Genomic DNA, 26656 nt, shown 5'->3' with positions numbered 1-26656 from the left:
CGCTAGTCCTTCTTGCTGATCCAGCGGCTGCGGTGGACGTTCTTGGGGTTGTGGACGACCCCCTCGAGCGAGCGCGACACCAGGTTCTGGATCGAGAACCAGTAGATGGGGATCGCCGCCGTGTCGGCGACCGCCAGTTCCTCGGCGCTGCGAAGCAGATCGGCGCGCTTGCTCAGATTCCGCTCATTTGCGGCAGACGCGAGCAGCGCCTCGTAGTCGGGGTTGGAGTAGCCGCCGAAGTTGTAGTCGGAGTGCTTCGACATGATATCGAGCACGTCCGAGGGGTCGGAGATATCGAGCAGCCAACTGGCGCGGCCGACGTCGAAATTGCCCGTCCGCAGGGCGTTGAAGTGATCTTCGACGCTGGCGCTCACCAGTTCGGTGCGCACGCCGATGGCGTCCCACATGGCGGCGACGGCCATGGCGATGCGCTGATGGCTGTCATCGCTCACCGTGCTGTAGCGGAGCTGGACGGTGAGGGGATGAGCGGACGTATAGCCATATTTGGCGAGGGCCGCGGTGGCCCAGACCCGGCGCTGATCCATCGGCCAGCCGGCCCAGTCGGGCTCGAAGGGCGGCAAGGCCGGGTAGCCGGCGGTGCCTTCGGGAACCCAGCCATAGGCCGAGAGTTCGGGCGTATCGAGGCCGAAGGGATCGATGCGGTCGCGGTCGATGGCCATCGACAGGGCCCGGCGGATCTCGGGTTTGTCGAAGGGCGGCTTGTCCTGGTTGAGGACGAAATAATAGACCCCGAGGAACGGCTCCACCCGGCTCTCATCGGGCACGTGAGCCTGGACCCAGGCATTGGCCTCGCGCGGCAGGGCGATGACGAGATCGATATCGCCCTTCTCGAACATCTCAAGGCCTCGCGATAGGTCGGTGAAGGAGTGGTAGTAGACCTCGTCGGCGGCGACGTTGGCGCGGTCGTAATAGGTGGTCGACCTGAGGGAATGAATGACCCCGCCGGGCTGCTTCTCCTGGATGGTGAAAGGGCCGTTGCAGACGACGTTCTCGGGCGTGAGCCAGGCTTCGCCGAGCCGCTCGAACCGGGCGGTGGGGACCGGGTAGGCCGAGTAATGCGTCAGGGCCTCGAGGAAATAAGGGGTGGGGCTATCGAGCTGGAGCACCAGGGTATGCTCGTCGGGCGCCGAAACGCCGAGCTGGGACATATCCGCGATGGTTCCCTGCGCGAGGGCGGCGGCGTTGCGGATCTGGAACTGCAGGCTGGCATATTCGACAGCATTGGAAGGATCGAAAAGCCAGCGGAACGCAGTGACGAAATCCTGCGCCACCACCGGCGTGTGGTCGGACCACATGGCATCCGGGCGCAGGCGGAAAGTATAGGTGAGCCCATCGTCCGAAACCGTCCAGGACTGCGCCTGGCCGGGTATGGCCCGGCCCGCCGCGTCTTCGGTCACGAGACCTTCCAGGCAGTCGCCGATGGCAACGACATCCCAACCCTCGAAGGCCTTGGGGAACACGGTGATGGCTTCGGCGAAGGTCGCCACGTTCAGGGTCATGGCTGCGGCCGGCCCCATGGTGAGGCCGGCCGCGCTAAAGGCGATGATAAAGGGGGCGACGCGCTTCAACGGGGACCATCGTGCTGAGGGCAGGTACGCGCCGATATTTGTCGAGATTTCAGTGGTTGTGAAGCGCCCCGGCCTACACAGCCGCGTTAGCAGGCAGCTTGAGCCCGTAATTGCCCCAATAGGCCAGGACCAGCACTGCAAAGAGCACAACGCCCGGCGGCAGGTGGGCATATTCGCCGTGGCGGATGAGCGTGGCAAAGACGGCGAAGCACTCGAGGAAACCCAGGAGGAAGCCGAACGGGCGCGTTGCAGGAAAGAGCAGCAGCAGGCCCACCGCCAGGCAGACCACCGCATTGACCAGGTGCCACCAGGAGGGGAAGCCCCAATTAACGAAAGAAGCGCGCATGGGCTCCGGCCCGATTGCGCTCATGATGCCATCGCCGATGAAGAAAGCCACCAGCAGCCAGGTCAGCCAGGTCGCCCAGCCGATACCGAGAACCATTTGTCGTCTCCGAATTCTTGTCGGGGGCACATAGGCAGGGCCAATCGGCAGGCGCCCCGTTGTTCCTGACGGGTTGGGCACAATTTTTCTCGTCTATGCTCGGCGGGCATTGATCCCAATGTCGCCCGACTACTACGGTGCCTTCGCACCGCCCTCTGGAAGGACATCGATGTTCGAGCAGGTCGACCGTCGCTGGTTGCTGGCACGACTGACGGCCCTGGCCTGCGCCGGCGCGCTCCCGGCGGGGAGCGGCCTGGCTGCGGCCGGCAATGCCGACCCGGTGATCCTGGAGGTCAGCGGCCGGGTCGCGAACTCGCGGTTCTTCACACGCTCGGACCTGATGGCACTGGGCGTGACCACAATCGAGACCAGCACGAGCTGGACGACGGGCGTTCATCGCTTCGAGGGCGTGCTGGCGCGCGCGGTGCTGGCGGAAATGGGGCCCGTCGGCTCAACCTCGGTCGTGGCGCGGGCGCTCAACGACTATACGGCGAGCATCCCGATTTCCGACTTCGAGAACTATGACGTGATCTTTGCCTGGAGCATGGATGGCGTTCCCCTCACCCGCCGCGACAAGGGCCCGCTCTGGATAATCTATCCGCGCGACGCCGTCCCCGAGCTGGCCGATGAACGGCTCGAGCATCGCTGGGTGTGGCAGATGAACCGGCTGTTGCTGCCGTGAGGCTGCCGGGCGGTCGCACGGTCGAAGTCGTTGGCGTGGCGCTGGCCGTATCGGCCTTCGCCGTGCTGCTGGTGTTTGCACTGCTGCGCCTGGTCGAGGTCGAGCGCGACACCCATGCGGGCTCCAAGGAGGGCGTGGTCTGGGCGGTGGGCCAGGCCCAGTACGAAATCCAGCGCCTGCTCAACGCCACCAATCCACTGAACGCCCCCTCGGGCGAAGAGGTGAGCCTGCGTTTCGACGTGGCGCTCAGCCGCCTGCAACTGCTCGAGGAAGGGGCGTTCGGCGAGCGGATCGCCGAGATCGGCGGTTCGAGCGTCATCGAGCGGGCGAAGGCAAGTCTCCTGAGCATGGAGCCGCTGATCCTGAGCTCGGGCAACGAGGTGGACCGCTACAACCGGCGGCTCGCCAGGATCATGCCGCAGCACGTGGTTTCGCTCGGGTCGGTCGGCAACGAACTGATGATCAAGAGCAGCGTCGAGGAAGGCGACCGGCGGGCCCGCTACAGCCAGACGCTGGGCGAAGTCATCATCGCCGTCCTCGGGATCACGCTGACCGGCAGCTTCCTGGTGTTCCGGCTGATCGGCAGCCTGCGCCAGGCGGACCGCGCGGAGGCGACGCTGCGGCGGGAAAAGAACTTCCTGTCGCTGCTGCTCGAATCGAGCGGGGAAGGCATCTGCGCCTTCGACGGACAGTGCAACTGCACGCACTGGAACGAGGGCATGACCAAGATGTTCGGCGTCGAGGCGGCGGACATACTAGGCAAGCCTCTGCTGCGTGAGGGATTTTCGCCGGACGGGGCGCTGACGGCCGAGCTGCTCGCCGCAACGCTCGAAGGCGGCACGACCTACCTTCCCGCCCAGCTTTCCGAGAGCGGGGCCTATCTCGAGCACACGATCTGCCCGATCCAGCTCAAGGGGAACACGATCGGCGGGATCATCATCGTCCGGGACGTGACGCAGCGCTACGAGGCGCTGCGCGAGCGGCAGCTGCGCGAGGTCTATCGCGACTTCATCTCGATGGTGTCCCACCAGTTCCGCACGCCGCTGGCCATCATCGATTCCACGGTCCAGCGCATCATGCGCCGCCATGCGCAGATGGACCGCGAGGAGTTGCTGGGGCGCGCCGGGACCATCCGGCAGGCGGTGACGGGCCTGGCGCAACTGATGGACAGCACGCTCAGCGCCGCGCGGCTGGACTCGGGCGAGATGGCGCTGTCGCTGCACGAAGTGGACCTGGCCGGGTTGCTCGAACAGGTGCGGACCCGCTTTGCGGTAGTGGAGCCGGCGCGCGACATCCAGCTCGATGCATCCGGGCTCGGCGCGACCGTGACGTGCGACGCGCTGCTGCTCGACCAGGTGATCACGAACCTGGTGGGGAACGCGCTCAAGTATTCGCCGGCCGACGAGCCCGTTACTGTTACCGCCGCGGAGGCGGACGGCTGGGTGACGATCAGCGTCGCGGACCGGGGCGTCGGGATACCGGTCGAGGACCGGGACCGGCTTTTCGAGCGCTTCTTCCGCGCCAGCAACACCACGACTTTTCCGGGAACGGGCGTAGGCCTTTACGTGTCGCGCCAGATCGCGCGCCTGCACGGTGGCGATATCGCCGTTTCCGACGGACCGGATGGGGGCACGGTCTTTACGCTTCGCCTTCCCTTGTCGATTGCACCTGCCGAGGCCATAGCATGACTGTCCAAAGCGCGCCCGCCGAGCGTCGGTTGATCCTTTGCGTGGAGGACGAGCGCCAGCTGCGCACCAACGTGGTGGAGGAGCTGGTCGAGGCGGGCTACGAGGTGGTCGAGGCCGATGACGGCGTCGCGGCTCTGGCGGTGCTGGAGACGTGCGTGCCGGACCTGGTGCTCTGCGACATCACCATGCCGCGGATGGGGGGCTATGAGCTGCTGCGCGAGGTGCGTGCGCGCGGGCCCGAACTGGCCGACGTTCCCTTCGTCTTCCTGACCGCCCTCTCGGACCGGATCGCCGTGATCGAGGGGCGGAGCGCCGGGGCGGACGACTACCTGACCAAGCCGGTCGATTTCGACCTCATGCTGATCACCGTCAAGTCGCGGCTCGACCAGGTCGATCGCGTCAAGGCTTCCGCCAACGCGCAGGCCGAGCAACGGCGGGCGCAAGAGGTGGCGCGGGCCCTGCAGCGGGGCCTCAACGACCTGACGACGGCGTTCGACCGGGTGTCCATGGGCGTGCTGCTGTTCGATGCGGGCAGGAACGTCATCTACGCCAACCCGCAATCGAAGGGCGTGCTCGGCAAGGGCCTGGCGATCTCGAACAGCAAGCTGCAGGTGCAATCGCCCGCCGAGGCGAGCCTGCTGCGGGCGGCGCTGGCCAAGGCGATCGACGAAGGGGAGAACTCCGAGTTCCTCACGATTTCCCAGGATGCCGAGCATCCGCTCATCGTCCAGTTCATCAGCCTGGGCCGGGGCGGAACGCCGAGCGGCGCGAGCGCTGCGGCCTTCCTGATCGATACCAACGCCCCTGCTCCGCTGTCGGAGCGGCTGGTGGCCCGGCTCTACGGGTTCACGCCAACCGAAGCTCGGGTGGCGACGGCGCTGGCGCGAGGGCACCAGGCCAACCAGATCCTGGCGGACATGGGGATCACCACGACCACCTTCGCGTTCCACCTGCGCAACATCTTCCGCAAGGCACAGGTCAGCCGCCAGCAGGAGCTGGTGGCGCTGCTGGCGCGCAGCGCGGTGGTGGTGCAGGTCGAGGGTGGGGATTAGTCGCCCGTTTCCGACAGTGCTGGAGAACGAAAAAAGGCGGCCAAACGGCCGCCTTTCCTGCATTCGGGGGTGTCTCAATCGTTAAAATTTGACTGAAATTCCGCCCTTGATGCCGTGGCTCTGTCCCTGCGATCCGAACTGGCCGGCGTAACCGATGTTGAGATCGGCATTCTCGCTCAGCTCGATGCCGACGCCGGCCTTGAGGAAGAGGCTGTCACCCTGGATCGGGGCACCGGCAACGGTGAAGGTGTTACCACCGGCGAAGGCGTGCTCGGTCTGAGGCGTGGTGGCCGCGGTATGGGTCCAGCCGATGGCGCCGGTGACGTTGGCCTTGGTGCCATCGCCGATGACGAACTGCTGGGAACCGCGAACGCCGAGGGTAACCGTGGCCGCCGTGAAGCTGCCGCCGCTGGAGGCGAGCGCAGCCGAGCCGCCCTCTTCGGCGTAGGAGCCGGTGTAGACGTTGGCCAGGGCCAGGTTGGCATAAGGCTCGACGATCAGGCCGCTGTCGAAGCGGAACTTGTGGCCCACTTCACCAAAGACCTGGCCGGTGCCGCCATTGTACTTGGCGGTGAGGGTTTCATCGAACCCGGCGAACTCGACATCGCGCGAAGTCTTGATGTCGTGGTGGGTGTAGCCGGCGCCGAACTTGAAGGTGAAGTCGCCGACCTCGCCGCCGCCATAGACGCCGACGTGGTAGTTGCCCGAAGACGCCGTCGAGGAACGGTCACCGATGCCCAGCGAGGTCTGGCCGTAGCCGACCGCGAAGCCGAGCAGCCAATCCTGATTGAACATGGCGTCGGCGCCCATGAAGAGGTTGCCGGCATTGTAGGTGAGACCGGCGGCGTTGCCGTCGCTCTTGAGGCTGCCCGCAGAAGCCGAACCCGCGGTCCAGAAGGCGGGACCGAAGGCCTGGCTCTGCTCGGGCAGGCCGAGCGCTTCGAACGCGGCACCGACGCGATCGGACATTGCGTCTCGCAGGTCGCGACTCTGGACGGCGAGGACGCCCTTGGCGGAAGCGTGGACTTCGCCCGAGAGGCGATCGAAGGCCATGCGGGCGTCTGCGGCGCTCAGGGTCAGGACGCGATCATAGATGCCGTTGCCGGCGGCCAGGGCTTCGACTGCCTCGCCGGTGGCGACCTGATTTCGGGTCTCCCCGACATTGCCGTAGGTGACGCCGTTGCGGGTCAGCGTGAGCTGGACGTCCTTGTCGCCATAGGCAAGGGCGGCGTCGAGGAAGGCCAGGTTGGAGCTGACACCCTCGAACTCACCTTCCACGCCGCCCTCGGCGGTGAGGATGGTGTAGGTGGTGGCGTCCGCATAGTCGCCGCCGCTGGCGAGGGTCACGACTTCGCCGCCTTCGAGATGGGCGACGCCGGTGACGTCGATGCGGTCGGCATTGCCCAGGGCGTCGACCTCGACTTCGAGGCGCGAGCCGGCGGCCATGGTCAGGTCGCCCTCGATGGTGAGGGTGCCGATGGAGTTACCGGCGGCAAGCGTGCCCAGCACGTTGGCGTCGTTCTCGATGGTGCCGGTGCCGCCCAGGCGTCCGTCGACGCCGACTTCGACATCGAGGATGGAGCCGTTGACCAGGAGCGTGCCGTCCTGGACCAGCGTGCCGCCGCCGTAGTCACTTTCACCCGAGAGGATAAGGGTGCCCAGGTCGGTCTTGACCAGGCGGCCGGGGCCGCCGATGTGGTTGGCGATCTCAGCGGTGTAGCCGGCGCCTGCAGTGGTGCCGTCGCCAACGCGGACGATGCGATCACCGGCGTCCCAGGAGATCAGTTCGCCCGAGATGCGGTAGCCATCGACGGCGAACTGCATGCCGTCGGGGTGGATTTCACCGAACCCGGTAACGACGCTGACGTTGCCGGCCTGGCCGGTGAAGACGACGAAGCCCGGGTGAGGATTCATCGACCCGTTGGCAATGCCGTTGGCGTCGGTGAAGGCGTTGCCGCCGCGACGCCAGACGCCGTCGCCGCCATCCACGCGGCGATTGTTGTGGTTGGCGACGTCGTCGCCGTCCCAGAAGACCACCGGGCCGTAGTCGGGCGAGTCGGCCACAAGATTCACCTGGCCGGCAACGGAAGTCTGGACAGCGAGATTGTCGGCGTCATAGCCCTCCGGGATCGTGCCGAGTTCGAGACCACGGTCGTCCAGCGCGCCGCCATAGGTGAAGATGCGATAGATGCCCTGCCCGAAGCCGCCGACGTTGGTGACGTTGATGGTGCCATCGAGCGTGAGGTCGCCGGCGACATCGAAGAGCGCGGTGGCGTTCTCGGCTCCCAGGCGCGCATCAACGATGGTGTTCCCGGTCATCGAGAGATCGCGCATCGACAGGGTGCTGCCATCGACGCCGTAAAGCGTGCCAGCATCGATGAAGACATCGCCGACGGTGCCACTGCCCTGGAAACGGCCTCCGGTGACAAAGACTGGCGTGCCGGCGAAATCGCCCTCCACATGCAAGTAGCCACCCTGGAGGCTGATGCGTCCGCCATAGCCGGAGCCGTTGCCGGACAGTGTCAGGCTGCTCATGCCGCTCTTGACCAGTTCGGCATCCACGTCGCCCACCAGGGCACCCTTGAAGTCCATGCCCAACGGACCGGAGGATATCTCAAGCTTGCTCGAACCAAGATCAATGGTGCCTTCGCCGGTGATCGCCGCGACGCGCTGATTGGCGTAGAGCCGCAAGGTCGCGCCGGCCGAAGGCGTATAGAGGCCGCCCTCGTTGAGCACATTTTCCGCGCCCGCCGTCAGGGTGCCCTGGTTAACGTTGACGGTTATGTTCGAGCCTACCTTGCCGGTGAGGACGAGTTCCCCGGCGCCCGACTTGGACAAATAGAAGGCGCCCGCGGTGCTGGAGACAATGCCGGAATAGGTAGCGACGCCCGGGCCAACCCACAGATAGGTACCGGCATTGGCAACGATGTTGTTTGCGATGTTCACGCCGTCGGCAAAGCCAATGGTGGATGCGACGTTGGAGTTGTAGAGGGTTCCCGTACCCAGCGCGTTGTCATTGAGAAGATGGAGCTGTCCGCCCTGGACAATCACGCCGCCGGTGAACGTATTGGCGCCGGACAGGGCGAGGGTGCCCGAGCCGCGCTTGTACAACGTGGCCGTACCGGCCATTACGCCGGTCAGGGTGGTGTTCTGCGTTGTGTCCATGGCGGTGCCGCTGGCGCTGAAGAACATGTCGTTGGCGAGCGTCATCGGGGCAGCAGCGGAGAACCTGAGAGCGCCGCCGTTGAAGACGACGATGCCGGTGCCCAGGGCATTGTCGTGCTTGAGGTCGAGCACGCCGGCATTGAGATTGGTGCCGCCCGAATAGGTGTTGTCCCCTGAAAGGGTGAGCACGCCATCGCCGAGCTTGCTGAACGCGCCGACGCCGGAAACGACGCCGGAAATGGTGGCGGAGACGTCGACGCCAGTGGTGAAGCTGTCGCCGCCAGCCGAAAGGGCGATCGGATTGGTCTCCTCATCCCCGTCGTTATAGGTGTAGGACGCCGCGCGGGACGGAACGGCGAGCATGACGGCCGCCAGCGACACGCCGCCGAGCAGCAGCACGTGCCGGCGGCGGCGGCGCGCGACGATATAGGGACTGAGACATCCAAAGGACTGCTGCGACATGCATTTCTCCAGGTCAGGTCAGCCGACGGCGAGCGCAGCCGGCGACGGGCAATGCGCGATTGCCCGAGGTGAAGCTCGGTGTTGTGTCGCTGGTTCTAGGAGAGGCTTTTGGCAGCCGCGCCGTTCGTTCAAACGGGGCCGCAGGAGGCGGGCGCAAATGGTTGCGCGCCCGCCACAGTGCCCGGATTACCGGGGGTCAGGCGGGTTCGTGCTGCCGTGACGGCTCGGCGACGAGAGCCTGCATCGCCTGGTGCTGGCTCAAGTAGACGCGGCCCGAAAGGTGCTCGAGAAATTCGGTGCCGACGAGTCGGTCCATGACCGGGCCCTTGACCTCGGACAGGTGCAGCCGCACGCCCATGTCGCCCAGTTGCACGCGGATGGCCTCGAGGCTTTCGAGCGCCGACATGTCCACGGCGTTGATGGCCGAGCACATGAGGACCACGTCGGTGACCTCGGGGTTGGAGGCAACCTGGTTGTAGATCAGGTCCTCGAGGTAGCGCGCATTGGCGAAGTAGAGGCTCTCATCGACGCGGATGGAGAGCACGCCCGGCACGGTCTCGACGGCATGGCGCTTGACGTTGCGGTAGTGCTCGGTGCCCGGCACCTTGCCGACGATGGCGGCATGGGGCTTGGAGGAACGATAGAGGAAGACGAGGATCGAGGTGCCGACACCCAGCAGGATGCCGACTTCCACCCCGAGCAGGAGCGTGCCGGCAATGGTGGCCGCCACGGCGGCGAAATCAGCCCGCGAATAGGCCCAGGCGCGCTTGAGCATGCCGAAATCAACCAGGGTGAGGACGGCGATGACGATGGTGGCGGAAAGCGTCGCCTTGGGGAGAACGGCCAGGAACGGGGTGAGCAGCAAGGTGGCCCCGGCAATGCCGATGGCGGTGAAGGCGCCGGCGGCGGGCGTGGCGGCGCCGGCATCGAAATTGACCACGGACCGGGCGAAACCGCCGGTGACCGGATAGCCGCCACCAATGCCTGCGGCAAGGTTGGAGGCGCCCAGGGCGATGAGTTCCTGATTGGGCTCGATGCGCTCGCGGCGCTTGGCGGCCAGGGTCTGAGCCACCGAGATCGATTCGACGAAGCCGACGATCGAGATGATGAGCGCGGGCAGCGCCAGGGCCTCGATCATATCGAGCGAAATGCCGGGGATGGCGAGAATCGGCAGCCCCTGGGGCACATCACCCACCAGCGCCACGCCCTTGCCTCCCAAATCGAAGACCACCGAGAGGGTCATGGTGAGGGCGATGACGAAGACGGGGCCGGCGCGCACGACGATCTTGGCCACGCCCTTGGCGACGCCGAAGCGATCGAGCCAGTTCTTGAGATCGAGCCGGATCCAGAGGAGCAGGCCGAGCGAGAGGGCGCCGATGGCGAGGGTGTAAAGGTTGATATGACCGAGATTGGAAAGGATCGAGGTCACGAGATCGGGCAGCGCGTGGCCATCGGCCTTGATGCCCAGCAGCCCACCGATCTGACTGGTGGCGATGATGAGGCCCGAGGCGGTGATGAAGCCGGAGATCACCGGGTGCGAGAGGAAATTGGCGATGAAGCCGAGCCGGAAGAGGCCCATCAGCGCCAGCATGCCGCCCGAGAGCAGCGCCAGCACGATGGCGGCGCTGGCATAGTCGGCAGTGCCCTCGGCCGCCAGGCGTCCGACCGCGGCGGCGGTCATCAGGGAGACCACCGCCACCGGTCCGACGGCCAGGGCCGAGGAGGTGCCGAAGATCGCGTAGGCTATGAGCGGCAGGATCGAGGCGTAAAGACCCACTTCTGGCGGCAACCCCGCCAGGAGGGCATAGGCCAGGGATTGGGGAATGAGCATGATCGTGACGATCAGGGCAGCGATGAGATCGCTGCCGAACGCCTGCCGATCATAGCGTCGGCCCCAATCGAGGATGGGGAAGTAGGTCTTGAGCATCGAGACTACTCGCTGAGGGCAGCGTAGAGGGAACCAGCCCGGCCACCGGACCGGCAATAGCCCAAAACGGGGCGCTCGAACTCGGCCATGGCCTGCTCGAAGCGGATAAGCTGCCCCTCCCCGAGCATGCCGGAGACCGGCACGTGCGCGGCCTTGAGCCCGTGCCGCTCAGCCTCGGCCGCGATGGCGGCGAAGCTGGGCTGGCCCGGGTCCTCATCGTCGGGGCGCGCGCACAGGATGGCCTTATAGCCAGCCTCGGCGAGCGCCTTGACGTCTTCAGGGGCGATCTGGCCCGCGATGGAGAACTGGTCGTCGATCTTGCGGATATTCATTTGGTCAAGTCTTTCGTTCGGCTAGAGCCCGTTGACGGGGACCTTGAGGAACACCTTGCCGTCCTCGTCCTTGGGCGGAAGCTTGCCCGCGCGCATGTTCACCTGCAGGGAGGGAATGATGAGCTTGGGCATGGCGAGGGTGGCGTCGCGCGCTTCGCGCATGGCCACGAAATCGTCCTCGGTGGTGCCGTGGCCGACATGGATGTTGTGCTCGCGCTCGTCGGCAACCGTGGTTTCCCAACGGATGTCGCGACCGTTCGGGCCGTAGTCGTGGCACATGAAGAGCCGCATCTCGGGCGGTAGCGAGAGCACGCGCTGGATGGAGCGGTAGAGCGTGCGCGCATCGCCGCCGGGGAAATCGGCACGGGCCGAGCCGCCATCGGGCATGAACAGGGTGTCGCCCACGAAGGCGGCGTCACCGATGACATGGGTCATGCAGGCCGGGGTATGGCCGGGCGTGTGCATGGCATAGGCCGTCATGTTGCCGATCGTGTAGCTGTCGCCATCCTTGAACAGGCGGTCGAACTGGGAGCCATCGCGCTGGAATTCGGTGCCTTCGTTGAAGATCTTGCCGAAGGTGTCCTGGACGATGGTGATGTTCTCGCCGATGCCGAGCTTGCCGCCCAGCTTGCTCTGGATATAGGGAGCACCCGAGAGGTGATCGGCATGGACATGCGTCTCGATCAGCCATTCCAGCTTCCAGCCGTGCGCCTTGATGTACTCGACGATGCGGTCGGCGCCGTCATAGGTGATGCGGCCGGCGGCGTAGTCGATATCCATCACGGAATCGACGACCGCGCAGGCATCGGACGACGGATCGTGCACAATGTAGCTGATGGTGTTGGTCGGCGCGTCAAAGAACGCGACGACTTCGGGCTTGATCGAGAGATCAGGGGTAAAGGGAACCGAGGTCATTTCATTCTCCTTGGGTCAGGCAGTCTGAGGCACGCGCGCCACGAGCGCGTTCCTCACCAATCGGGCTGCTGCGATGCCTACGGCCATCGAGGCAACGAAGAGCCAGGCTGAACTTTCACCCAGGCCAAGCGCCGGAATGGCGCCCCCCGGGCAGAAACCGGTCATCCCCCAGCCGATGCCGAACGCGGCCGAACCGGCCACCAGCGGAACATCGAGCCTGCGCTTGGCCGGCAGGTGGAAGCGCGTATCGAGCGCCGGCCGGCTGCGCTTGAGCACAAAGCGGTAGCCAAGGGCGGTCACGACCAGCGCGCCGGCCATGACGAAGGCCAGCGAAGGATCCCATGCCCCGGCAAGGTCGAAGAAGTTTAGAACCTTGGCCGGGTTGATCATACCGGAAAGCGCGATGCCGGTACCGAATATGAGGCCGATGAAGGCGGCGGTGAGAACGCGGGTCATCAGAAGGCCCCCAGCACGTGACGGAGGACGAAAACGGAGGCAGCGGCGGTCGCCATGAAGGTGAGCGTGGCTACGATCGAGCGCGGCGAAAGACGCGCTATGCCGCAGACGCCGTGGCCGGAGGTGCAGCCACCGCCGAAGTAGACGCCAATGCCCACGACCAGGCCGCCCAGCACGAGCCAGGGAGCGGGCACGGGGCTGGAGAAATCGACCGACTGGCCGGTAGCGGCCAGGATCAGGGCCGGAGCGGCAACTGCGCCGGCAAGGAAGGCGATGCGCCAGGGCCAATCGGTAGCGACCGGCGGCAGCATGCCGGTGAGAATGCCGGTCATGCCGGCGATGCGGCCATGGAAGGCCATAAGCAGCACGGCGGAAAGGCCGATCAGTGAGCCGCCCGCAAGCGACATCAGGGGGGTGAATTCCGTCATTGAACAAGAACCTGGATGGATGGAAAGCCGACCGGCGGCGTTCGGAGCAAATGCCGCCTGACCGGGCCGGCGGGCCGGCAGCGCCGCCTCCGCTTTCCAAGCCTGTGCCATGCGATTCATCATTGCTCCTTGAAAGTGCGGCCGATCGGGGTGATATTGCTCACACGCCCATTCGTATATTAGAACGTTCGAATATGATCAAGATGGAAATCGCAAAGCTGGAAAGCAAGGCCGAGGAAGCAACAATTCTGCTGACGGCCATGGCCAACCCGAAGCGGCTGCTGATCCTGTGCGAGCTGCTCGAGGGGGAGAAGAACGTGACGGAGCTGGGAGACCGCGTGGCGCTGGCCCAGTCGCCACTCTCCCAGCATCTCTCCAAGCTCCGGGCCTGGAACATGGTCAAGACCCGCCGCGAGGCGCAGCAGGTCTACTATTCCATTGCTTCGGAAGACGTGCGCCAGATCCTCGAGACGCTCTATCGCATCTACTGCGCCTAGGGCCTGGGCTCCCAGCCGGTAAGCGCCAGTTCCCAATCAGGGAACCAGGTGAGGAGCTGGACCTGGATCGCGCGGTCCCAGCCCAGGAAGATGGCGAGCCCGGTCAGCACCAGCAGGCCGCCCATGAGCTGCTGGATGCGTGTGGCGTTGGCCTGGAACCAGGAGAGACGCCGCACGAGGTTGCGGCCGCCCAGGATGATGGCGGCCATGGGCAGGGCCGTACCCAGCGAAAAGGCCAGCGTGATCGCCACCGCTCCGGCATTGACCTGCTGGTTGAGCGCCAGGGTGATGACGGAAGCCATGACGGGACCGACGCATGGGCTCCAGGCGAGCCCCAGCCCCGCCCCCACTGCCAGGCCGCCACCGAAGCCATTGCCCGCCTGCCCTACCGGCAGGCGCGCGACGAGCGCGCTCGCAAGACGCTCGAAGGCGTGGTGGAAGGCGGGAACGATCAGCACCAGCCCGAGCACGACCAGTATGGACGCGGCGAGCGTGCGGTTGAGATCGGGCGGCACGCCGAGGGCGCGCACGAGGAAGCTGAGCGAGAGCGTGGCGAGCGTGAAGGCGCCAACGAAGCCGAGGATGACGCCGAAGGGACGCGCCCTGCCCTCCTGCGCCGCCGTTGCCAGGATGATCGGCAGGAGCGGCAGCACGCAGGGCGAGAGAACCGTGATGATGCCGGCGAGGAATGCCAGCGCGACCTGGGGCAGCATCACGAAGCGGTGTTGGCGTTGAGGCCGTCGACCCCGCCCGCATTCCAGGACTTGATGCCTTCGCCATGGCTGTCGAGCAGGACGAAGGTATCCTGGTAGGTTACCCCGTAGCGACCCTTGAGCGCCGTCTCCTTGTCGTAGTCGGCGATGACGAGGGTCAGGTCCGGATTGACCTCGGCCCAGCGGGCATTGAGCTCGGCGACCGTGGCGCGGCAGTTGGGGCACCAGCTCGCAAAGAAGAAAACCACCGTCTTGCCCTTGGCCGCGAGGGCGTCGAGCTGCGCCTCGTTTTCGAAGGACGTCACCATCGCACCGGCCTGCGTCTCGGCGGATGGCGTGGAGGCATCCTGCGCGAAGGCCGTAACGTGCAACCCGAAGGTTGCAACAAGAACGAGGACGAAGCGGAGCAATAACCTGGACATAGGGCGGGTTCCGAAGATGTTGACTCGCATTATTCCAGCCGGACCGGAAACTGGAAATCGGGGCGAGAGGATAATCCTTCGCTTCAATCTCGACCTGATAGATGGATTTTTCCCGGCGGCGCGTTCCTTTGGATGGCTATCAGCCGAACGCGAAAGCCCGTTCTGGCACAATGCAGGTCAACATTTCTTCCATATAGGGACAAAGTTCATGCGCCTGTCTTTTCTGGGCACCCTCGCCGCGGCAGCCCTGGTGTCGGTTCTGCCGGCCCAGGCCGAACGGCTGACCGACAAGCCGCTCGTCGATTCCGCCTGGCTCACCAGCCAGCTCGGCAACCCGAGCCTGGTCGTCATCGACATCCGCGACGCGGTCGAAGGCAAGAACCCGTACGATGCCGGCCACGTGCCGGGCGCAGTCAATGCCCGCTATTCGGAATATGGCTGGCGCACGAAGGTCAACGACATTCCCGGCATGCTGCCCGCCCCCGAGCAGCTCGAGGCGTTGATCGCCAAGCTGGGCGTCAACGATGACAGCCAGGTGGTGATCATCCCGGCCGGCACCAATGCCTCAGAATTCGGTGGCGCCACCCGCGTCTACTGGACGTTCAAGGTGCTCGGCCATGACGCCGTAACGATTCTGGATGGCGGCTACGCAGCCTGGACCAAGGCCAATGCGCAGGTTTCGACCGACGCGGTAACTCCGGCCGCGGGCGACTTCAAGGCGGAGTTCCGCCCCGAACTGCTGGCCGACGTCAAAGAAGTGCAGGACGCCATCGAAAGCGATACGAACCTGATCGATGCCCGCTCGGTGGCCCAGTTCATCGGCAAGGAAAAGACCAACACCGTCCAGAAGCTCGGCACCGTGCCGACGGCCGTCAACATCAACTTCGACAAGTTCTACCATCCGGAGAACCCGTCCTTCGCCTCGGCCGCCGAGATCGCCGAATTCGTCAAGGCTTCGGGCGCGGCCACCGACAAGGGCCTCATCGCCTTCTGCAACACCGGGCACCTGGCCTCGATCGCCTGGTTCGGCCTTTCGGAAGTGGAGGGGCTCAAGAACGTGCGGCTCTATGACGGCTCCATGTCGCAGTGGACCGCCGACCCGTCGCGTCCGGTCGTCGCAAGCAACTAAGGCCTTTGCCACCCGCCGGGGCACCGGCGGGTGGACATATCCATAACCAGCCAAGTAGCGTCCGGGCCGACAGGCTCGGACCGATTTGTTCAGGAATATTGCAATGACCGATGCTGCCGCGGGCGCGTTTGCCCAAAAGCCGCTGATCCAGTTCGACAGGGGGCCGGTGGCGTTTGCCGGAGCGGCGCTCGTGGTGGGCACGTTCGCGATCGCCCAACTGGTCGACCTGCGCCAGGCCGTGCTGTTTCTCGTGGGCGCCCTGATGGGGCTGACCCTCTACCATGCCTCCTTCGGCTTCACCGGCGGGTGGCGCCGGATGGTGGTGGAGAAGCGCGGCGGGGCCATGCGCGCCCAGATGCTCATGATCGCGGTGGCGGCCCTGGCCTTCATTCCCCTGCTGACGCTCGGCAATCCCTTCGGCCAGCCGCTGGCGGGCGCCACGGCGCCGGTGGGGGTTTCGGTGCTGATCGGAGCTGCGATCTTCGGGCTGGGCATGCAACTGGGCGGCGGGTGCGGCTCGGGCACGCTGTTCACGGTCGGCGGCGGCTCTTCGCGCATGCTGGTGACGCTGCTGTTCTTCATCGTGGGCGCCGTGCTGGGCACCGCGCACCTGCCCTGGTGGCTGACCCAACCGTCGCTCCCGGCCATGAGCCTGGGTACGAGCCTGGGTGTGCCGCTGGCGCTCGTGGTGACGCTGGCCGGTCTCGGCGCGGTCGCCTGGGTCACCGCGATCATCGAGCGGCGCGCCCATGGCAGCCTCGAAAAGCGCAAGGCACCGGCGGTGGCGGGCTGGCAGCGGGTGCTGCGTGGACCCTGGCCGCTCATCGGGGCCGGACTGGCTCTGGCGGGGCTCAACATCGCGACGCTCCTCATCGCCGGTCATCCCTGGTCGATCACCTATGGCTTTGGCCTGTGGGGCGCCAAGATCGCGCAGGCGGTCGGCGTGCCGGTGGCTTCGTGGGAATTCTGGACCTGGCCGGCGCAGGCCAAGGCGCTGCAGAGCAGCGTGCTGGAGGACGCGACCTCGGTCATGGATTTCGGCATCATACTGGGTGCGGCGCTGGCGGCGGGGCTGGCCGGCAAGTTTGCGCCCAAGGTGGCGGTGCCGTTCCTCTCGCTCCTGGCGGCTGCCATCGGCGGCGTGCTGATGGGCTACGGGGCGCGGCTGTCGTTCGGCTGCAATATCGGGGCGCTGTTCAGCGGCATCGCCTCGGGGAGCCTGCATGGCTGGCTCTGGTTCGCATCGGCGTTCGTGGGGAGCCTGGCCGGCGTCTACCTGCGCCCGGTCTTCGGCATGGATGGGTTCAAGAAATGAGCGCGCGCAACACCCTGCTTTTCGGCAGCGCCTTCCTCGTCGCAACCGCAGCGGTAGCGGCCGACCACGTGGCCTCGGCGGCCCGCGCACCGGCGCCGGTACCGGCAGCCGCGGCAGCGGCAGCGAACCCTTGCGCTGCCGGCAATCCGTGCGCCGCGGGGAACCCTTGCGCCGCCGGGGCGCCCTGCGCGGCGGCTTCGCCGTGCGCGGCCTCCAACCCTTGCGCCGCTGGCGCGCCGTGCGCGGCGGCGGCCCCGGTCGCAGCAGCCAACCCCTGTGCGGCTGGTGCGCCATGCGCTGCAGCAGCCAACCCCTGTGCGGCTGGTGCGCCATGCGCTGCAGCAGCCCCGGCGGCGGCAGCCAACCCCTGTGCGGCTGGCGCGCCTTGCGCGGCGGCGGCTCCGTGTGCGGCGGCCAACCCTTGCGCGGCGGGCGCGCAATAGGAGCGAGCGAATGGACGAGGATCGCCAGCGGGCCCTGCAGGAAGCACTGTTTTGCGAAAGCGTCCTCGCCAAATCCGGCGAGAATGTCCTTAGCGAAACGCTGCGCGGGGCACCGGTGGCGGCCTGGTCGCACTATCCGAGCGGGGACGTGTTCGACCCCGATACGGGCGCGCAATGGTACTACCATTGCCACCTGCCCCCGGCTGACGATGTGGAGCACGGGCATTTCCACTGCTTCGTGCGACCCGAGGGCGCCAAGGGGCCGGTGCATCACCTGATCGCGGTGGGCGTGGACCCTTATGGGCGACTGCACAGGCTCTTTACGGTAAACCAGTGGGTGGTGGGCGATGCTTGGCTGGCAGCGGAGCCGACGATCGCGCTGCTGCCCCGATTCGACGTGCATCACGCCAAGCCGTCCTACCTGGTCAACCGCTGGCTGACGGCGGTGGTGCGCCATTTCCAGCCGGAGATCGAAGCCCTGATCCGCGAACGCGACGTGGTGCTGGACGCACATCGCCCGCCCGAAGGGGTCGAGGCGCGCGAAGACCGGGGGCTGGAAGTGACCTCCTCACGCCTCGTGCAACTGGCGCGCTGAGACGCCTGCTATTCGACGAATACCCGCACCAGGTCCGAGCGACCCTTTGCATCGACCACCGAGAGCGTGACGTAGCCGGGACCATCGGGCCGCCAGTTGTTCTGGCGCGCAAAGGCCGTGCGCCCGAACGGCGCGCCGTTGGCAAAGAAGGTGAAGGGGGGCGAACCGTTGCGCACCTTGACCGTCAGGGGGCGACCGGAGCCGGAGGCCAGGCCAAGGTCCACATCCACGCCATCGCCGGGGAAAGCAATCTGGGGGGGCGCGTCGCGCGCCACCATGGTGTCGTTGGGGTGGCGGAAGCGCTTCAGGGGCTCGGGCAGGTCGGAATTGGCGGCGACGATGACGCCCGGCGGGGCGGGCCTGAACGGCGCGGCCTGCATGCCGAGGCGATCGAAGCTTTCAAAGAGGATGGGGGCGGCAGCTGTGATGCCCGAGATGCCGGGCACGGGCGCGCCATCGGGGCGGCCGACCCAGACCCCGATGACGGTCTTGCCATCATAGCCAATGGCCCAGGCGTCGCGGTAGCCGTAGGACGTGCCGGTCTTATAGGCGATGCGCCCGGGGGAGCCGTTCAGCGGTGGTGGCACGTCGCGCAGGATATCGGTGACGTACCAGGCGGCGGTGGGATCGAGCACCGGGGCAGGATCGATGTCGGTCGCGGGCTCGGGGGACACACCATCGCGCAGGTGCACGGGCGTGCCGCCGCGCGCGATCGAGGCGTAGATCGAAACGAGATCGCGCAGCGTCACGCCGACGCCACCAAGGCCAACGGCGAGGCCGGGGGCCGTATCATCGGGCAGCACGGGATTGGCATAGGCGCGCTTGAGGCGCGCGACGAGCCGGGCGGTGCCCACGGCATCGAGCACGACGACGGCGGGCACGTTGAGGGACTCGGTGAGGGCCTGGCGAATGGTGACGGTGCCACGGCTGAAGCCGTCGAAATTGACCGGGACGTAGCGGTTGAAGGCGGTGGGGCGATCCTCGATGAGGCTTTCGGGATTGGCCATGCCGAGCTCGAAGGCGAGACCGTAGATCATGGGCTTGAGGGTGGAGCCGGGCGAGCGCAGGGCCTGGGTCATGTCGACGAAACCGGCGCTCTGCTCGGAGAGGAAGCCGGCCGAGCCGACGGAAGCAAGGATATCGCCGCTCGCCTGGTCGGCGACGACGATGGCCACCGAGACGGTGGGACCCAGACGGGCCGCGCGGGTGGCGCCGAGCTTTTCGAGCGCGCCCTGCAGGCGGCGATCGACGGTGAGCGCGACCTGACGCGCGTTGGGCTGAGCCTTGACGGCCTTTTCGGCCAGGTGGGCGGCGAGCATGGGAAACTCGCGGCGCGCGGTCGGGATGGGTTCAAGCCTGGCGGCTTCTGCCTCCTCAGGGGCGATCACGCCCTGGGATACGAGCCGGTCGAGCACCTGGTTGCGCCCCGCTTCGGCGGCCTTGGGGTCGCGGTCGGGGCGGCGCGCCTCGGGCGATTGCGGCAGGGCCACGAGCAGGGCCGCCTCGGCAGTGGTGAGACGCGCCGGCTCCTTGCCGAAATAGGCGAGGCTGGCGGCGCGGATGCCCTCGATATTGCCGCCATAGGGGGCGAGCGAGAGATAGAGGGTGAGAATCTGCTCCTTGGTCAGCTCGCGCTCGAGCGTATCGGCGTGAACGATCTGGCGTATCTTGGCCCAGAGGCTGCGGGTCCGCTCCTGCTCGATGAGGCGCGCGACCTGCATGGTGAGTGTGGAGCCGCCGGAGACGATGTGACCCCCTGCCCCGACGAACTGACCGGCGGCGCGGACCATCGAGGTCCAGTCGATGCCGTGGTGTTCGGTGAAGCGCTGGTCCTCGTAGGCGATGAGCATCGCGATGAAGTGACGATCCACCTGATCGACGGTGACGGGCAACCGCCAGCGCCCGCCATCGGTGGTGAAGGCACGCAGGAGCAGGCCGTCGCGGTCGACGACCGAAGTCGAGACCGGCAGGGTCTCGATGCCCGGCGTCGGCGGCAGATGGGCCCGGATGTCGCCAACGACCTGGCTGGCATAGAGGCCACCCGCCGCGGCGAGAACCACTGCGGCCAGGGCGCCCCCGGCCAGCCATCGCCGCCAGCGCGGCGATAGCCTGGGGGCGGGTTGGACGCCGGTGGTCACGGCCCGGTCACAGCCACCTCGATGGTGCCCGCGTCCGTATTGGCACGAAGTTCGGGCCGGTACATGTCCTCGACGGTGGCACCCGGCATGGCGAAGGTGCCGGGCGAAACGGCGCGAACCATGTAGGCGGTCGTGAAGCCCTGGACGGCCGAGGAATAGCGGAAGGCGGCGACGAACTGGTCGGTCCGCGATTCCGTATGCACCGGGGAATCCACGCTGAGCCAGGAGAGATCGCCAACCCCGGCGCCGGAAAGCAGATCGGGGTTCTCGATCTCGAAGCCGGCCGGCAGCGGATCGGCGACGACATACTGACCCGAGCCCAGCGCATCCGGCCAGACGTTGAGCACGACCACGAAACGATCGTTCTGGCGCACGTCGGAAAGATCGGCCTCCGTGCCATCGGGCAGGTAATAGGTGCGCTCGATGGTGAAGCCGTCGCTGGTGGCGGCGGGCGGCGTGGCCGGGATGCCGACAACGGTCACCTTGGCCTCGGTGGGCTGGTTGGCGTTGTTGACGATCTCGACGCTGGCGGCATCGAAATGCTCCTGGTCGAAGCGCCGGTAGACCGAACCCTCAAGGGCCTCGCCATCGACGGTGACGCTACCATTGCCCGCGTCCTTGGCAAGGCTGGCAGCGGCAACGAGCGTCCAGGTGTCTTCCTGGGTCGAGGTCCAGGTGACATGGTCGCGCATGTCGGCGAGTTGCGCGGTGAGGGCGGCGATGTCGACGCTGGCGGGCTTGAACTCGGCGGCCAGCGCCAGGACGGCCGCGACATCGCGCAGGCGGCTGCCATAATCGGACCGGTAGCGCTTGCGGTCCTCGGGTCCCTTGAGGTCCGCCACGGCGGCGGCGAACGCCTTGTCGGCGCGGGTGCGGTCGCCATAGAGCGCGAGGGCAGCGCCGATCTGGGCCTTGGCCAGGGGCGAGCCAAAGGCATCGAGCCGGGCTTCCATGTAGTAGCGCAGGTCACCCATGGCGGCGCGGCCGGCTCGGGCCAGGTCGTAAAGGGCGTAAGCGATGTCTTCGCCGCCCTTGGTGAAGTCGGAGGCGTAGGAGACCTGGTTGGAGAGGTTGTCGAGCGCCATGGTCACGGCCTCGGCCGGGATGTCGAAACCCTTGGCCTTGGCGCGGAGCAGGAAGTCGGTGACATAGGCATCGAGCCACAGGTCCGAGGAACTGTAGGCGTCCCAGAGGCCGAAGCCGCCATTGGAGGTCTGCTTGGAGCGCAGGTCCCGGATGGCGTCGCGCACGCGCTGCTCGATTTCCTCATCCGAACCCAGCCCGATCGCGTGGGCCACTTCGTTGAGGTAGAGGAGCGGCAGGGCGCGGCTGGAGAGCTGCTCGGAGCAACCATAGGGGTAGCGGTCGAGCTGGAGGAGCAGGCCCGGCACGTCGAGACGGGCAACCGGGCCGATAGCCAGGGTCACGGTGCCGGTGTGCGGGAGCATGCCGGCGAAGAGGCTGTCATCGAGCGTGATCGAACCACCCGGAGGGAGCGGCAGAAGCTGGCTGCTGGTCTGGGGGGCGCTGGTGGCGCGGACGCCGAGCTTGAGTTCCTTAATCTGGGTGTCGCCGTTCGGCATGGTGACGAGCAGGCGCAAGTCGTTGTCTCCGAGCGCGGTGCCGGTGAGACCGAGGTTGAGCGCCCTGCGCTCGCCGACGGCGAGATCGAACGTCGTCTGCGCCGCGTCGGTGCCGAGACCGGCGCCGGTGACGAGTTCGACCTTATAGGTGCCAGCCTCGCCCGAGACATTGTTGAGTTCGACCAGCAGGCGCGACTGGTCGCCGACGCGCAGCAGCCGCGGCGGGCTGAGCGTGACGACGACGGGGTCGCGCACGATCACGTCCCTGGAGGCATGGCCGACGGCATTGTCGGACCATGCCACCGCCATCAGGCGGACGGTGCCGTTGAAATCGGGCATGTCGAAGGTGACTTCGGCGGTGCCGTCGGCGCCGACCTCGACCACGCCGGAATGCATGGCAACGAGAACCGACGTCGCCGGCGGGGTGCCGAGGCGCGAGGAGGCACCATCGCCACCCGAACGCACGGCCCCGGGGATGCCCTGGGTCGGATCGATCAACTGGCCATAGAGATCACGGATATCCATGCCGAGCTGGCGCTGACCAAAATACCAGCCATCGGGATCGGGCACCTTGAAATTGGTGAGGTTGAGAATGCCCAGATCGACCGCCATAAGCGCGACATAGGCCTTTTCACCGGCCGCGACGTTGCCCAGCGCCACCTTGGCGGTGAACTTCTGGCGCGGACGGGATTCGGCCGGGGCCTCGATACTGGTTTGGAGCTTCATGTCGCCCGGCTCGACATCGGCAAAGGCGAGTCCGATGGCGCGTGCCGGCATCCGCTTCTCGGCGGCGTCGGACGGGCGATAGAGCATGGCCGTGACATAGGCGCCCGGCCCCCAGTTCTCGGTAACGGGCAGTTCCACGGACGTGCCGCCTTCAGGCACTTCGACGGCCTTCATGTCGATGACGCGATCATCGACCACCATGATGACGGCGGTGCCGGCGAACTGCGGATCGAGCCGCAGGGTGGCGGTATCCCCGATCCGGTAGGCGGGCTTGTCCAGCGCCACCTTGAGGGTGTCGGGCGTGTCCGACCCGGCCTGGGCGTAGTAGTAGCCGGCATAGAACGAGTAGCTCGAGGACGTATCCTCAGAATCCACCTCGAGCAGGTACTGGCCGTAATCGACCTGGGCGGCGATGGAGGCCGGGCCGTCTGCGGGCGTATCGAGCGTGCCATCGGCAACCTTGCGGTTGGTGGTTACGGCCTCCCACTTCCAGGTGCCGTTGTCGCGGTACCACTGGTAGTTGGTTTCGACGCGCGAGAGGGTCCACTTGAGGCCCGAGGTGGCTACGGCCTCGCCGTCCGGCGAGACGGTGACGATATCGAAGCCGGCCTGGCTGTCTTCACCGAGCCCATCGCTCCCGGAGAACTGGGGACGGATGCCGATGCGGACGGTATCGGCCAGCACCGGCCGGGTGAGATTGCGCTCGACCGTGCGCCCGTTGGAATCAACCAGGCGCAGGATGACCTGGGCCTCGAGGGGGCGCGTCGTCTGCTGGGAAGCCGGTACCGTGACTTCGGCGGTGGCATTGCCGGATTCATCGGTGGTGCCGACGACGCCCAAGGGCTCGCGATCGGGCTCGAAGGTGTCGTCCTCGCGCCCGAAGGTGTAGCCGGCAAAGCCCGCGAGCGAGGAGGTGGCGCGCAGCACCACATCGGCCTCGACATCGAGCCCGGGTGCGGTGGCGCCATAGAGGTATTTGGCGGTGACCGAGATCGGGGTCACTTCCTCGGTGGCCATCGGGCCCGGCGGGGCGCTGACCTCGAAGGCCAGGCGCTCGGGCTCGAAATCCTCGACGAGGAAATTGACGGTGGCGAGCGCACTCGCCTTGGGATCGGCATAGAGCCGGACGGTCCAGGAGCCGCGCATGGCTTCCTTGACCATGGCCAGCTCGGCGTAATAGCCGCCGGCGCCCTTGTCATTGAGCACGGTGCGCGAGCTCACCACGCCATCGGGACGCTCCAGCTCCATGGTCAGCGGCAGGCCCGTGACGGCCTTGGCGTGCGTGTCGCGCAGGAGCGCGGTGAGGTAGACGGTTTCGCCCGGGCGATAGACGCCGCGTTCGGTGGTGGCAAAGAGGTCGAGCGGCCCGGGCGTCGGGCGCCCATCAACGCCGCGATCGGTGAGGTCGAAGGCGGGCTTGGTGAGATCGAGGAAGGCATAGTCGCCGCCATCGGTCTCGGCAACGAGCAGTTGCGGCGCGCGTCCGCCGGTGCCGCGCGCCAGGCCCGGCGCGAAATCGACGCGCCCATCGGCGGCCGAGACGGTCTCGCCCAGAATCTCGTTGTTGACGGCGACGAGCTTGACCTTGGCGCCGGCGACCGGCTGCGCGCTGGTCAGCGAACGCACGAAGCCATGGACGCCATCCTCGCCCGAAACGGTGGCGAGGCCGAGATCGGTGACGATGAACCACTGGGTGGCGACGCTCGACCAGTAATCCTGGTTGTCATCGCCCGCCACCTTGGCGGTGATAACGTAGACGCCCGGCTCGATATCGGTCAGCACATCGGCGATGGGGATCGCCGTCGTGGTCATGACGTTGGGCTTGCCCTCGGCAAGGTCCACCTGCCCTTCCCAGGTCTTTTCACCGGTGGAATTGGCGATGTCATCGGCCGAGGACGTGGACAGGGTGCCCTGGAAGACGCCGTTGCGGACCGCCACGGCGATCGAGCGATCGCCGATCCGGTAGATGGCGACATCGGCCGTCTTGGCGTTGACCGAGGAAATCGGTAGGCCGCCGCCGAGGCCGGCAGGCAGCACATAGGCATTGTTGGCGAAGCCCACGAAGGGCGAGCGATCGGGCACGAACATGGAGAGTTCCACGTCCTTGCGCAGGGTCTCGCCGTTGGCGGAAGGCAGGCCGGCGCGCAGCTTGACCTTGTAGCTCTGGCCATGCTCGACGCCCTGGATGCAGATCTGGCTCTGCTGGGTTTCGACGGCGACCTTGGGCGCGCCTTCGACCACGACGTAGCCGGACAGATCGGTATTGGGGAGCGTATCGGAGAAGACGGCGCAGATCTGCGGCGTCGCCGATTCAGCATCCACCTGGTTGGAGACGACGCGGAAACCGTGCTGGGCAACCACGGTGTCGAGTTGCTCCTGGAGGGTAGCGTCATCGACGAGGGCGAGGCTGGCGCGGTAGGTGGCAATGGATTCCTTCCACATCTGGCGGAAATCGAGCGCGCGCGCCAGCACGCCGAGCATTTCGGCGCGCTCGGCAACTTCGTCGGAAAGCAGGTAGCCGTTGAGGGCCGCGTAAGCGGCGGTGGTGCCGACGTCGTAGGCGCTGCTGGTGTCGTCCTGGGCCAGACGCGCATCGCCCTGGGCGATGGCGGCGCGGGCGAGCTTGAGCCAGACGGCCGGATCGTTGGGCGAAATCGCCAGGGCCTGCCGGTAGGAAGCGGTAGCGCCATCAGGATTGGACTGGCGCAGCGCCTCATCGCCCGAGGCGACGAGATCGGCATAGCCGACATCGGTGGGCGCGGGATCGGTGTTGGGGAGTTCGGCGGCGAAATTCCTTGCCGAGGTCACCAGGTCCGAAGCCGGGAACGGCAATTCGGCGATGCGGGCGGCGGCGGTGACATCGGCGCGAGGCGCCAGGTCGATGCGGCCGGAATTGGCGCCGGCAAACACCTGCTCCTGGTCCATGCCGCTCTTGAGGAAGCACCACTTGGCCTTGGTGTTGAAGGTATAGGCGCGACAGGCGCGGTCATCCACGCAGGCCTGCTGGCACGCCTTTTCGGACGTGTCCTTGATCACCGAATAGTCGAATCCGGGGAGGTCGGTGCCGGGCAGTCGCGTCACGCTGCGATCCGCCGCCATGGCCGAGGAGGTTCCCAAAAGGAGGCAAAGCGCAATGCAAAGCCCCCAGGCAGACCGAAGTACGTTCCGCATATCAACCCTCAAGTGCTTGCCCCACCACCATCTTATTGGGTCGGGCTGTCATGGTAAAGCCGGGGCGATGCCGGAAATGCGGACGCGGGTCCGATCAGGCGGGAAGCGCAGTCATGACGGTAAAGTACACCTGGCGGCGGGTGCGGAAGCCGATCTTCTCGTAGAGCTGGCGGGCGGCGTTCTCGCCCTTGACGTGAAGGAAGGGAATATCGCCTTCGGCGATGATGCGGTTGGCACCGGCGACGACCAGGGCCTTGGCCAGCCCCTGCCCGCGATATTGCGGCCAGGTGCACACGGCGCTGATCTCGGTAAGGCCGCGCAGGTGCATGCGCTCGCCGGCCATGGCCATCAGGCTGCCTTCCGGAGACTTGATGCCACGAAAACGGCCCATGCGATGCGTGCCGGCGACGAAGGGGCCGGGCTCGGTGGCTGCGGCGAGCGCGACCATTTCGGGGACGTCCTCTTCACCCAGATCGATGAGCGGCAGGTCGGCCTCGACGAGGACACGGGTGCAGACCATCTGGTCGATGAAGCGGGCGCGCTTGACCTCCCAGCCGGCCGGTGGCTCGGCGACTACGGGGGAGACGAGCCCGACGGTCTCGCCGGCTTCGACCAGTTCGCGCAGATCGGCAAAAGCCTGGGCATTGGGTTCGGCGAGGGCGGCGAGCGGGGAGATGTCGCGCGGATAGCGCGCGGCATTGCCGTTGAGCAGCGCCATGGAGCGGTGGCCGGCGTGGAGCGAACTCCAGACGGGATTGTCGAGTTGATCGAGGTCAGCCATCGGCC

General features: G+C 66.6%; 20 protein-coding genes. 7 read left to right on the top strand and 13 right to left on the bottom strand.

Features of this window, described 5'->3' with window-relative positions; all coding sequences use genetic code 11:
- Positions 1-2: 2 nt before the first annotated feature.
- Complete coding sequence (locus FNA67_RS05870; protein WP_170267227.1) at positions 3-1589, bottom strand: peptide ABC transporter substrate-binding protein; 1587 nt, start codon at positions 1587-1589, stop codon at positions 3-5.
- Between the two features lie 73 nt (positions 1590-1662).
- A complete protein-coding gene (locus FNA67_RS05865) occupies positions 1663-2031 on the bottom strand; it encodes a DoxX family protein (RefSeq protein WP_049704323.1) in 369 nt (122 codons plus the stop codon).
- A 169-nt stretch (positions 2032-2200) separates the two neighbouring features.
- Between FNA67_RS05865 and FNA67_RS05860 the strand changes: the two genes are divergently transcribed.
- The 3 genes from FNA67_RS05860 to FNA67_RS05850 are packed head-to-tail and all read left to right on the top strand — an operon-like array spanning position 2201 to position 5453.
- Positions 2201-2713, top strand: coding sequence for a putative pterin-binding protein (locus tag FNA67_RS05860; RefSeq protein WP_053167716.1), 513 nt, complete (start codon positions 2201-2203; stop codon positions 2711-2713).
- Positions 2683-4401 (top strand): sensor histidine kinase, encoded by a 1719-nt coding sequence (locus FNA67_RS05855; protein ID WP_147655379.1) that lies wholly within the window; start codon positions 2683-2685, stop codon positions 4399-4401. The genes FNA67_RS05860 and FNA67_RS05855 overlap by 31 nt, the downstream gene beginning before the upstream one ends.
- Complete coding sequence (locus FNA67_RS05850) at positions 4398-5453, top strand: response regulator (protein WP_147655378.1); 1056 nt, start codon at positions 4398-4400, stop codon at positions 5451-5453. Before FNA67_RS05855 ends, FNA67_RS05850 begins: the two co-directional genes overlap by 4 nt.
- A gap of 81 nt (positions 5454-5534) precedes the next feature.
- Here the strand turns inward: FNA67_RS05850 and FNA67_RS05845 are convergent, their stop codons facing one another.
- From FNA67_RS05845 to FNA67_RS05820, 6 genes are all read right to left on the bottom strand, one after another.
- Positions 5535-9080, bottom strand: a complete 3546-nt coding sequence (locus tag FNA67_RS05845) for an autotransporter domain-containing protein (protein ID WP_147655377.1) — start codon at positions 9078-9080, stop codon at positions 5535-5537.
- 196 nt (positions 9081-9276) lie between these two features.
- The gene (locus FNA67_RS05840) at positions 9277-11007 is read right to left on the bottom strand and encodes a SulP family inorganic anion transporter (RefSeq protein ID WP_147655376.1); all 1731 of its coding nucleotides are present in this window, start codon (positions 11005-11007) and stop codon (positions 9277-9279) included.
- 5 nt (positions 11008-11012) lie between these two features.
- On the bottom strand, positions 11013-11339 hold the full coding sequence (locus FNA67_RS05835; protein ID WP_049704319.1) for a protein tyrosine phosphatase family protein: 327 nt from the start codon (positions 11337-11339) through the stop codon (positions 11013-11015).
- A 21-nt stretch (positions 11340-11360) separates the two neighbouring features.
- Entirely contained in the window at positions 11361-12254 is an 894-nt protein-coding gene (locus FNA67_RS05830; RefSeq protein ID WP_049704318.1) for an MBL fold metallo-hydrolase, read from the bottom strand.
- 15 nt (positions 12255-12269) lie between these two features.
- Positions 12270-12710 (bottom strand): YeeE/YedE family protein, encoded by a 441-nt coding sequence (locus FNA67_RS05825; RefSeq protein ID WP_147655375.1) that lies wholly within the window; start codon positions 12708-12710, stop codon positions 12270-12272.
- Positions 12710-13138 carry a YeeE/YedE family protein gene (locus tag FNA67_RS05820; protein ID WP_147655374.1) on the bottom strand — a complete coding sequence of 143 codons (429 nt, stop codon included), beginning with the start codon at positions 13136-13138 and terminating at the stop codon, positions 12710-12712. The genes FNA67_RS05825 and FNA67_RS05820 overlap by 1 nt, the downstream gene beginning before the upstream one ends.
- Before the next feature lie 194 nt (positions 13139-13332).
- Here FNA67_RS05820 and FNA67_RS05815 point away from each other — a divergent pair, with 194 nt between their 5' ends.
- The gene (locus FNA67_RS05815) at positions 13333-13635 is read left to right on the top strand and encodes an ArsR/SmtB family transcription factor (protein WP_049704315.1); all 303 of its coding nucleotides are present in this window, start codon (positions 13333-13335) and stop codon (positions 13633-13635) included.
- On the opposite strand, the gene FNA67_RS05810 is transcribed toward FNA67_RS05815, so the two are convergent.
- Positions 13632-14348 carry a cytochrome c biogenesis CcdA family protein gene (locus FNA67_RS05810; protein WP_244616646.1) on the bottom strand — a complete coding sequence of 239 codons (717 nt, stop codon included), beginning with the start codon at positions 14346-14348 and terminating at the stop codon, positions 13632-13634. The two genes, FNA67_RS05815 and FNA67_RS05810, sit on opposite strands and share 4 nt — an antisense overlap.
- On the bottom strand, positions 14348-14770 hold the full coding sequence (locus FNA67_RS05805; protein ID WP_170267226.1) for a TlpA family protein disulfide reductase: 423 nt from the start codon (positions 14768-14770) through the stop codon (positions 14348-14350). Before FNA67_RS05805 ends, FNA67_RS05810 begins: the two co-directional genes overlap by 1 nt.
- A gap of 208 nt (positions 14771-14978) precedes the next feature.
- Here FNA67_RS05805 and FNA67_RS05800 point away from each other — a divergent pair, with 208 nt between their 5' ends.
- The 3 genes from FNA67_RS05800 (at position 14979) to FNA67_RS05780 (ending at position 18252) form a co-directional block, all read left to right on the top strand.
- Positions 14979-15899: a sulfurtransferase gene (locus tag FNA67_RS05800; RefSeq protein WP_147655371.1), complete on the top strand. Its 921-nt coding sequence runs from the start codon at positions 14979-14981 to the stop codon at positions 15897-15899.
- A gap of 103 nt (positions 15900-16002) precedes the next feature.
- Positions 16003-17214: a YeeE/YedE family protein gene (locus FNA67_RS05795; protein WP_147655370.1), complete on the top strand. Its 1212-nt coding sequence runs from the start codon at positions 16003-16005 to the stop codon at positions 17212-17214.
- 453 nt (positions 17215-17667) lie between these two features.
- Positions 17668-18252: a DUF6969 family protein gene (locus FNA67_RS05780; RefSeq protein WP_147655369.1), complete on the top strand. Its 585-nt coding sequence runs from the start codon at positions 17668-17670 to the stop codon at positions 18250-18252.
- Between the two features lie 8 nt (positions 18253-18260).
- Here the strand turns inward: FNA67_RS05780 and pbpC are convergent, their stop codons facing one another.
- The 3 genes from pbpC to FNA67_RS05765 form a co-directional block, all read right to left on the bottom strand.
- Positions 18261-20390: a penicillin-binding protein 1C gene (gene pbpC, locus FNA67_RS05775; protein WP_147655368.1), complete on the bottom strand. Its 2130-nt coding sequence runs from the start codon at positions 20388-20390 to the stop codon at positions 18261-18263.
- Positions 20387-25780 carry an alpha-2-macroglobulin family protein gene (locus FNA67_RS05770; RefSeq protein WP_170267225.1) on the bottom strand — a complete coding sequence of 1798 codons (5394 nt, stop codon included), beginning with the start codon at positions 25778-25780 and terminating at the stop codon, positions 20387-20389. Before FNA67_RS05770 ends, pbpC begins: the two co-directional genes overlap by 4 nt.
- 184 nt (positions 25781-25964) lie before the next feature.
- Positions 25965-26651 carry a GNAT family N-acetyltransferase gene (locus FNA67_RS05765; protein ID WP_170267224.1) on the bottom strand — a complete coding sequence of 229 codons (687 nt, stop codon included), beginning with the start codon at positions 26649-26651 and terminating at the stop codon, positions 25965-25967.
- Between the last annotated feature and the right edge of the window lie 5 nt (positions 26652-26656).

This window comes from Youhaiella tibetensis (genome assembly GCF_008000755.1).
Classification (GTDB): Bacteria; Pseudomonadota; Alphaproteobacteria; order Rhizobiales; family Devosiaceae; genus Paradevosia; species Paradevosia tibetensis.
This window is presented reverse-complemented; position numbering and strand designations above follow the sequence as displayed.

Excerpts from the sequence above, each read along its gene's own strand:
- FNA67_RS05865 (WP_049704323.1), bottom strand. The coding sequence starts at position 2,031 with ATGGTTCTCGGTATCGGCTGGGCGACCTGGCTGACCTGGCTGCTGGTG.
- FNA67_RS05860 (WP_053167716.1), top strand. The coding sequence starts at position 2,201 with ATGTTCGAGCAGGTCGACCGTCGCTGGTTGCTGGCACGACTGACGGCC.
- FNA67_RS05850 (WP_147655378.1), top strand. The coding sequence starts at position 4,398 with ATGACTGTCCAAAGCGCGCCCGCCGAGCGTCGGTTGATCCTTTGCGTG.
- FNA67_RS05845 (WP_147655377.1), bottom strand. The coding sequence starts at position 9,080 with ATGTCGCAGCAGTCCTTTGGATGTCTCAGTCCCTATATCGTCGCGCGC.
- FNA67_RS05840 (WP_147655376.1), bottom strand. The coding sequence starts at position 11,007 with ATGCTCAAGACCTACTTCCCCATCCTCGATTGGGGCCGACGCTATGAT.
- FNA67_RS05835 (WP_049704319.1), bottom strand. The coding sequence starts at position 11,339 with ATGAATATCCGCAAGATCGACGACCAGTTCTCCATCGCGGGCCAGATC.
- FNA67_RS05830 (WP_049704318.1), bottom strand. The coding sequence starts at position 12,254 with ATGACCTCGGTTCCCTTTACCCCTGATCTCTCGATCAAGCCCGAAGTC.
- FNA67_RS05825 (WP_147655375.1), bottom strand. The coding sequence starts at position 12,710 with ATGACCCGCGTTCTCACCGCCGCCTTCATCGGCCTCATATTCGGTACC.
- FNA67_RS05820 (WP_147655374.1), bottom strand. The coding sequence starts at position 13,138 with ATGACGGAATTCACCCCCCTGATGTCGCTTGCGGGCGGCTCACTGATC.
- FNA67_RS05815 (WP_049704315.1), top strand. The coding sequence starts at position 13,333 with ATGATCAAGATGGAAATCGCAAAGCTGGAAAGCAAGGCCGAGGAAGCA.
- FNA67_RS05810 (WP_244616646.1), bottom strand. The coding sequence starts at position 14,348 with ATGCTGCCCCAGGTCGCGCTGGCATTCCTCGCCGGCATCATCACGGTT.
- FNA67_RS05805 (WP_170267226.1), bottom strand. The coding sequence starts at position 14,770 with ATGTCCAGGTTATTGCTCCGCTTCGTCCTCGTTCTTGTTGCAACCTTC.
- FNA67_RS05800 (WP_147655371.1), top strand. The coding sequence starts at position 14,979 with ATGCGCCTGTCTTTTCTGGGCACCCTCGCCGCGGCAGCCCTGGTGTCG.
- FNA67_RS05795 (WP_147655370.1), top strand. The coding sequence starts at position 16,003 with ATGACCGATGCTGCCGCGGGCGCGTTTGCCCAAAAGCCGCTGATCCAG.
- FNA67_RS05780 (WP_147655369.1), top strand. The coding sequence starts at position 17,668 with ATGGACGAGGATCGCCAGCGGGCCCTGCAGGAAGCACTGTTTTGCGAA.
- FNA67_RS05765 (WP_170267224.1), bottom strand. The coding sequence starts at position 26,651 with ATGGCTGACCTCGATCAACTCGACAATCCCGTCTGGAGTTCGCTCCAC.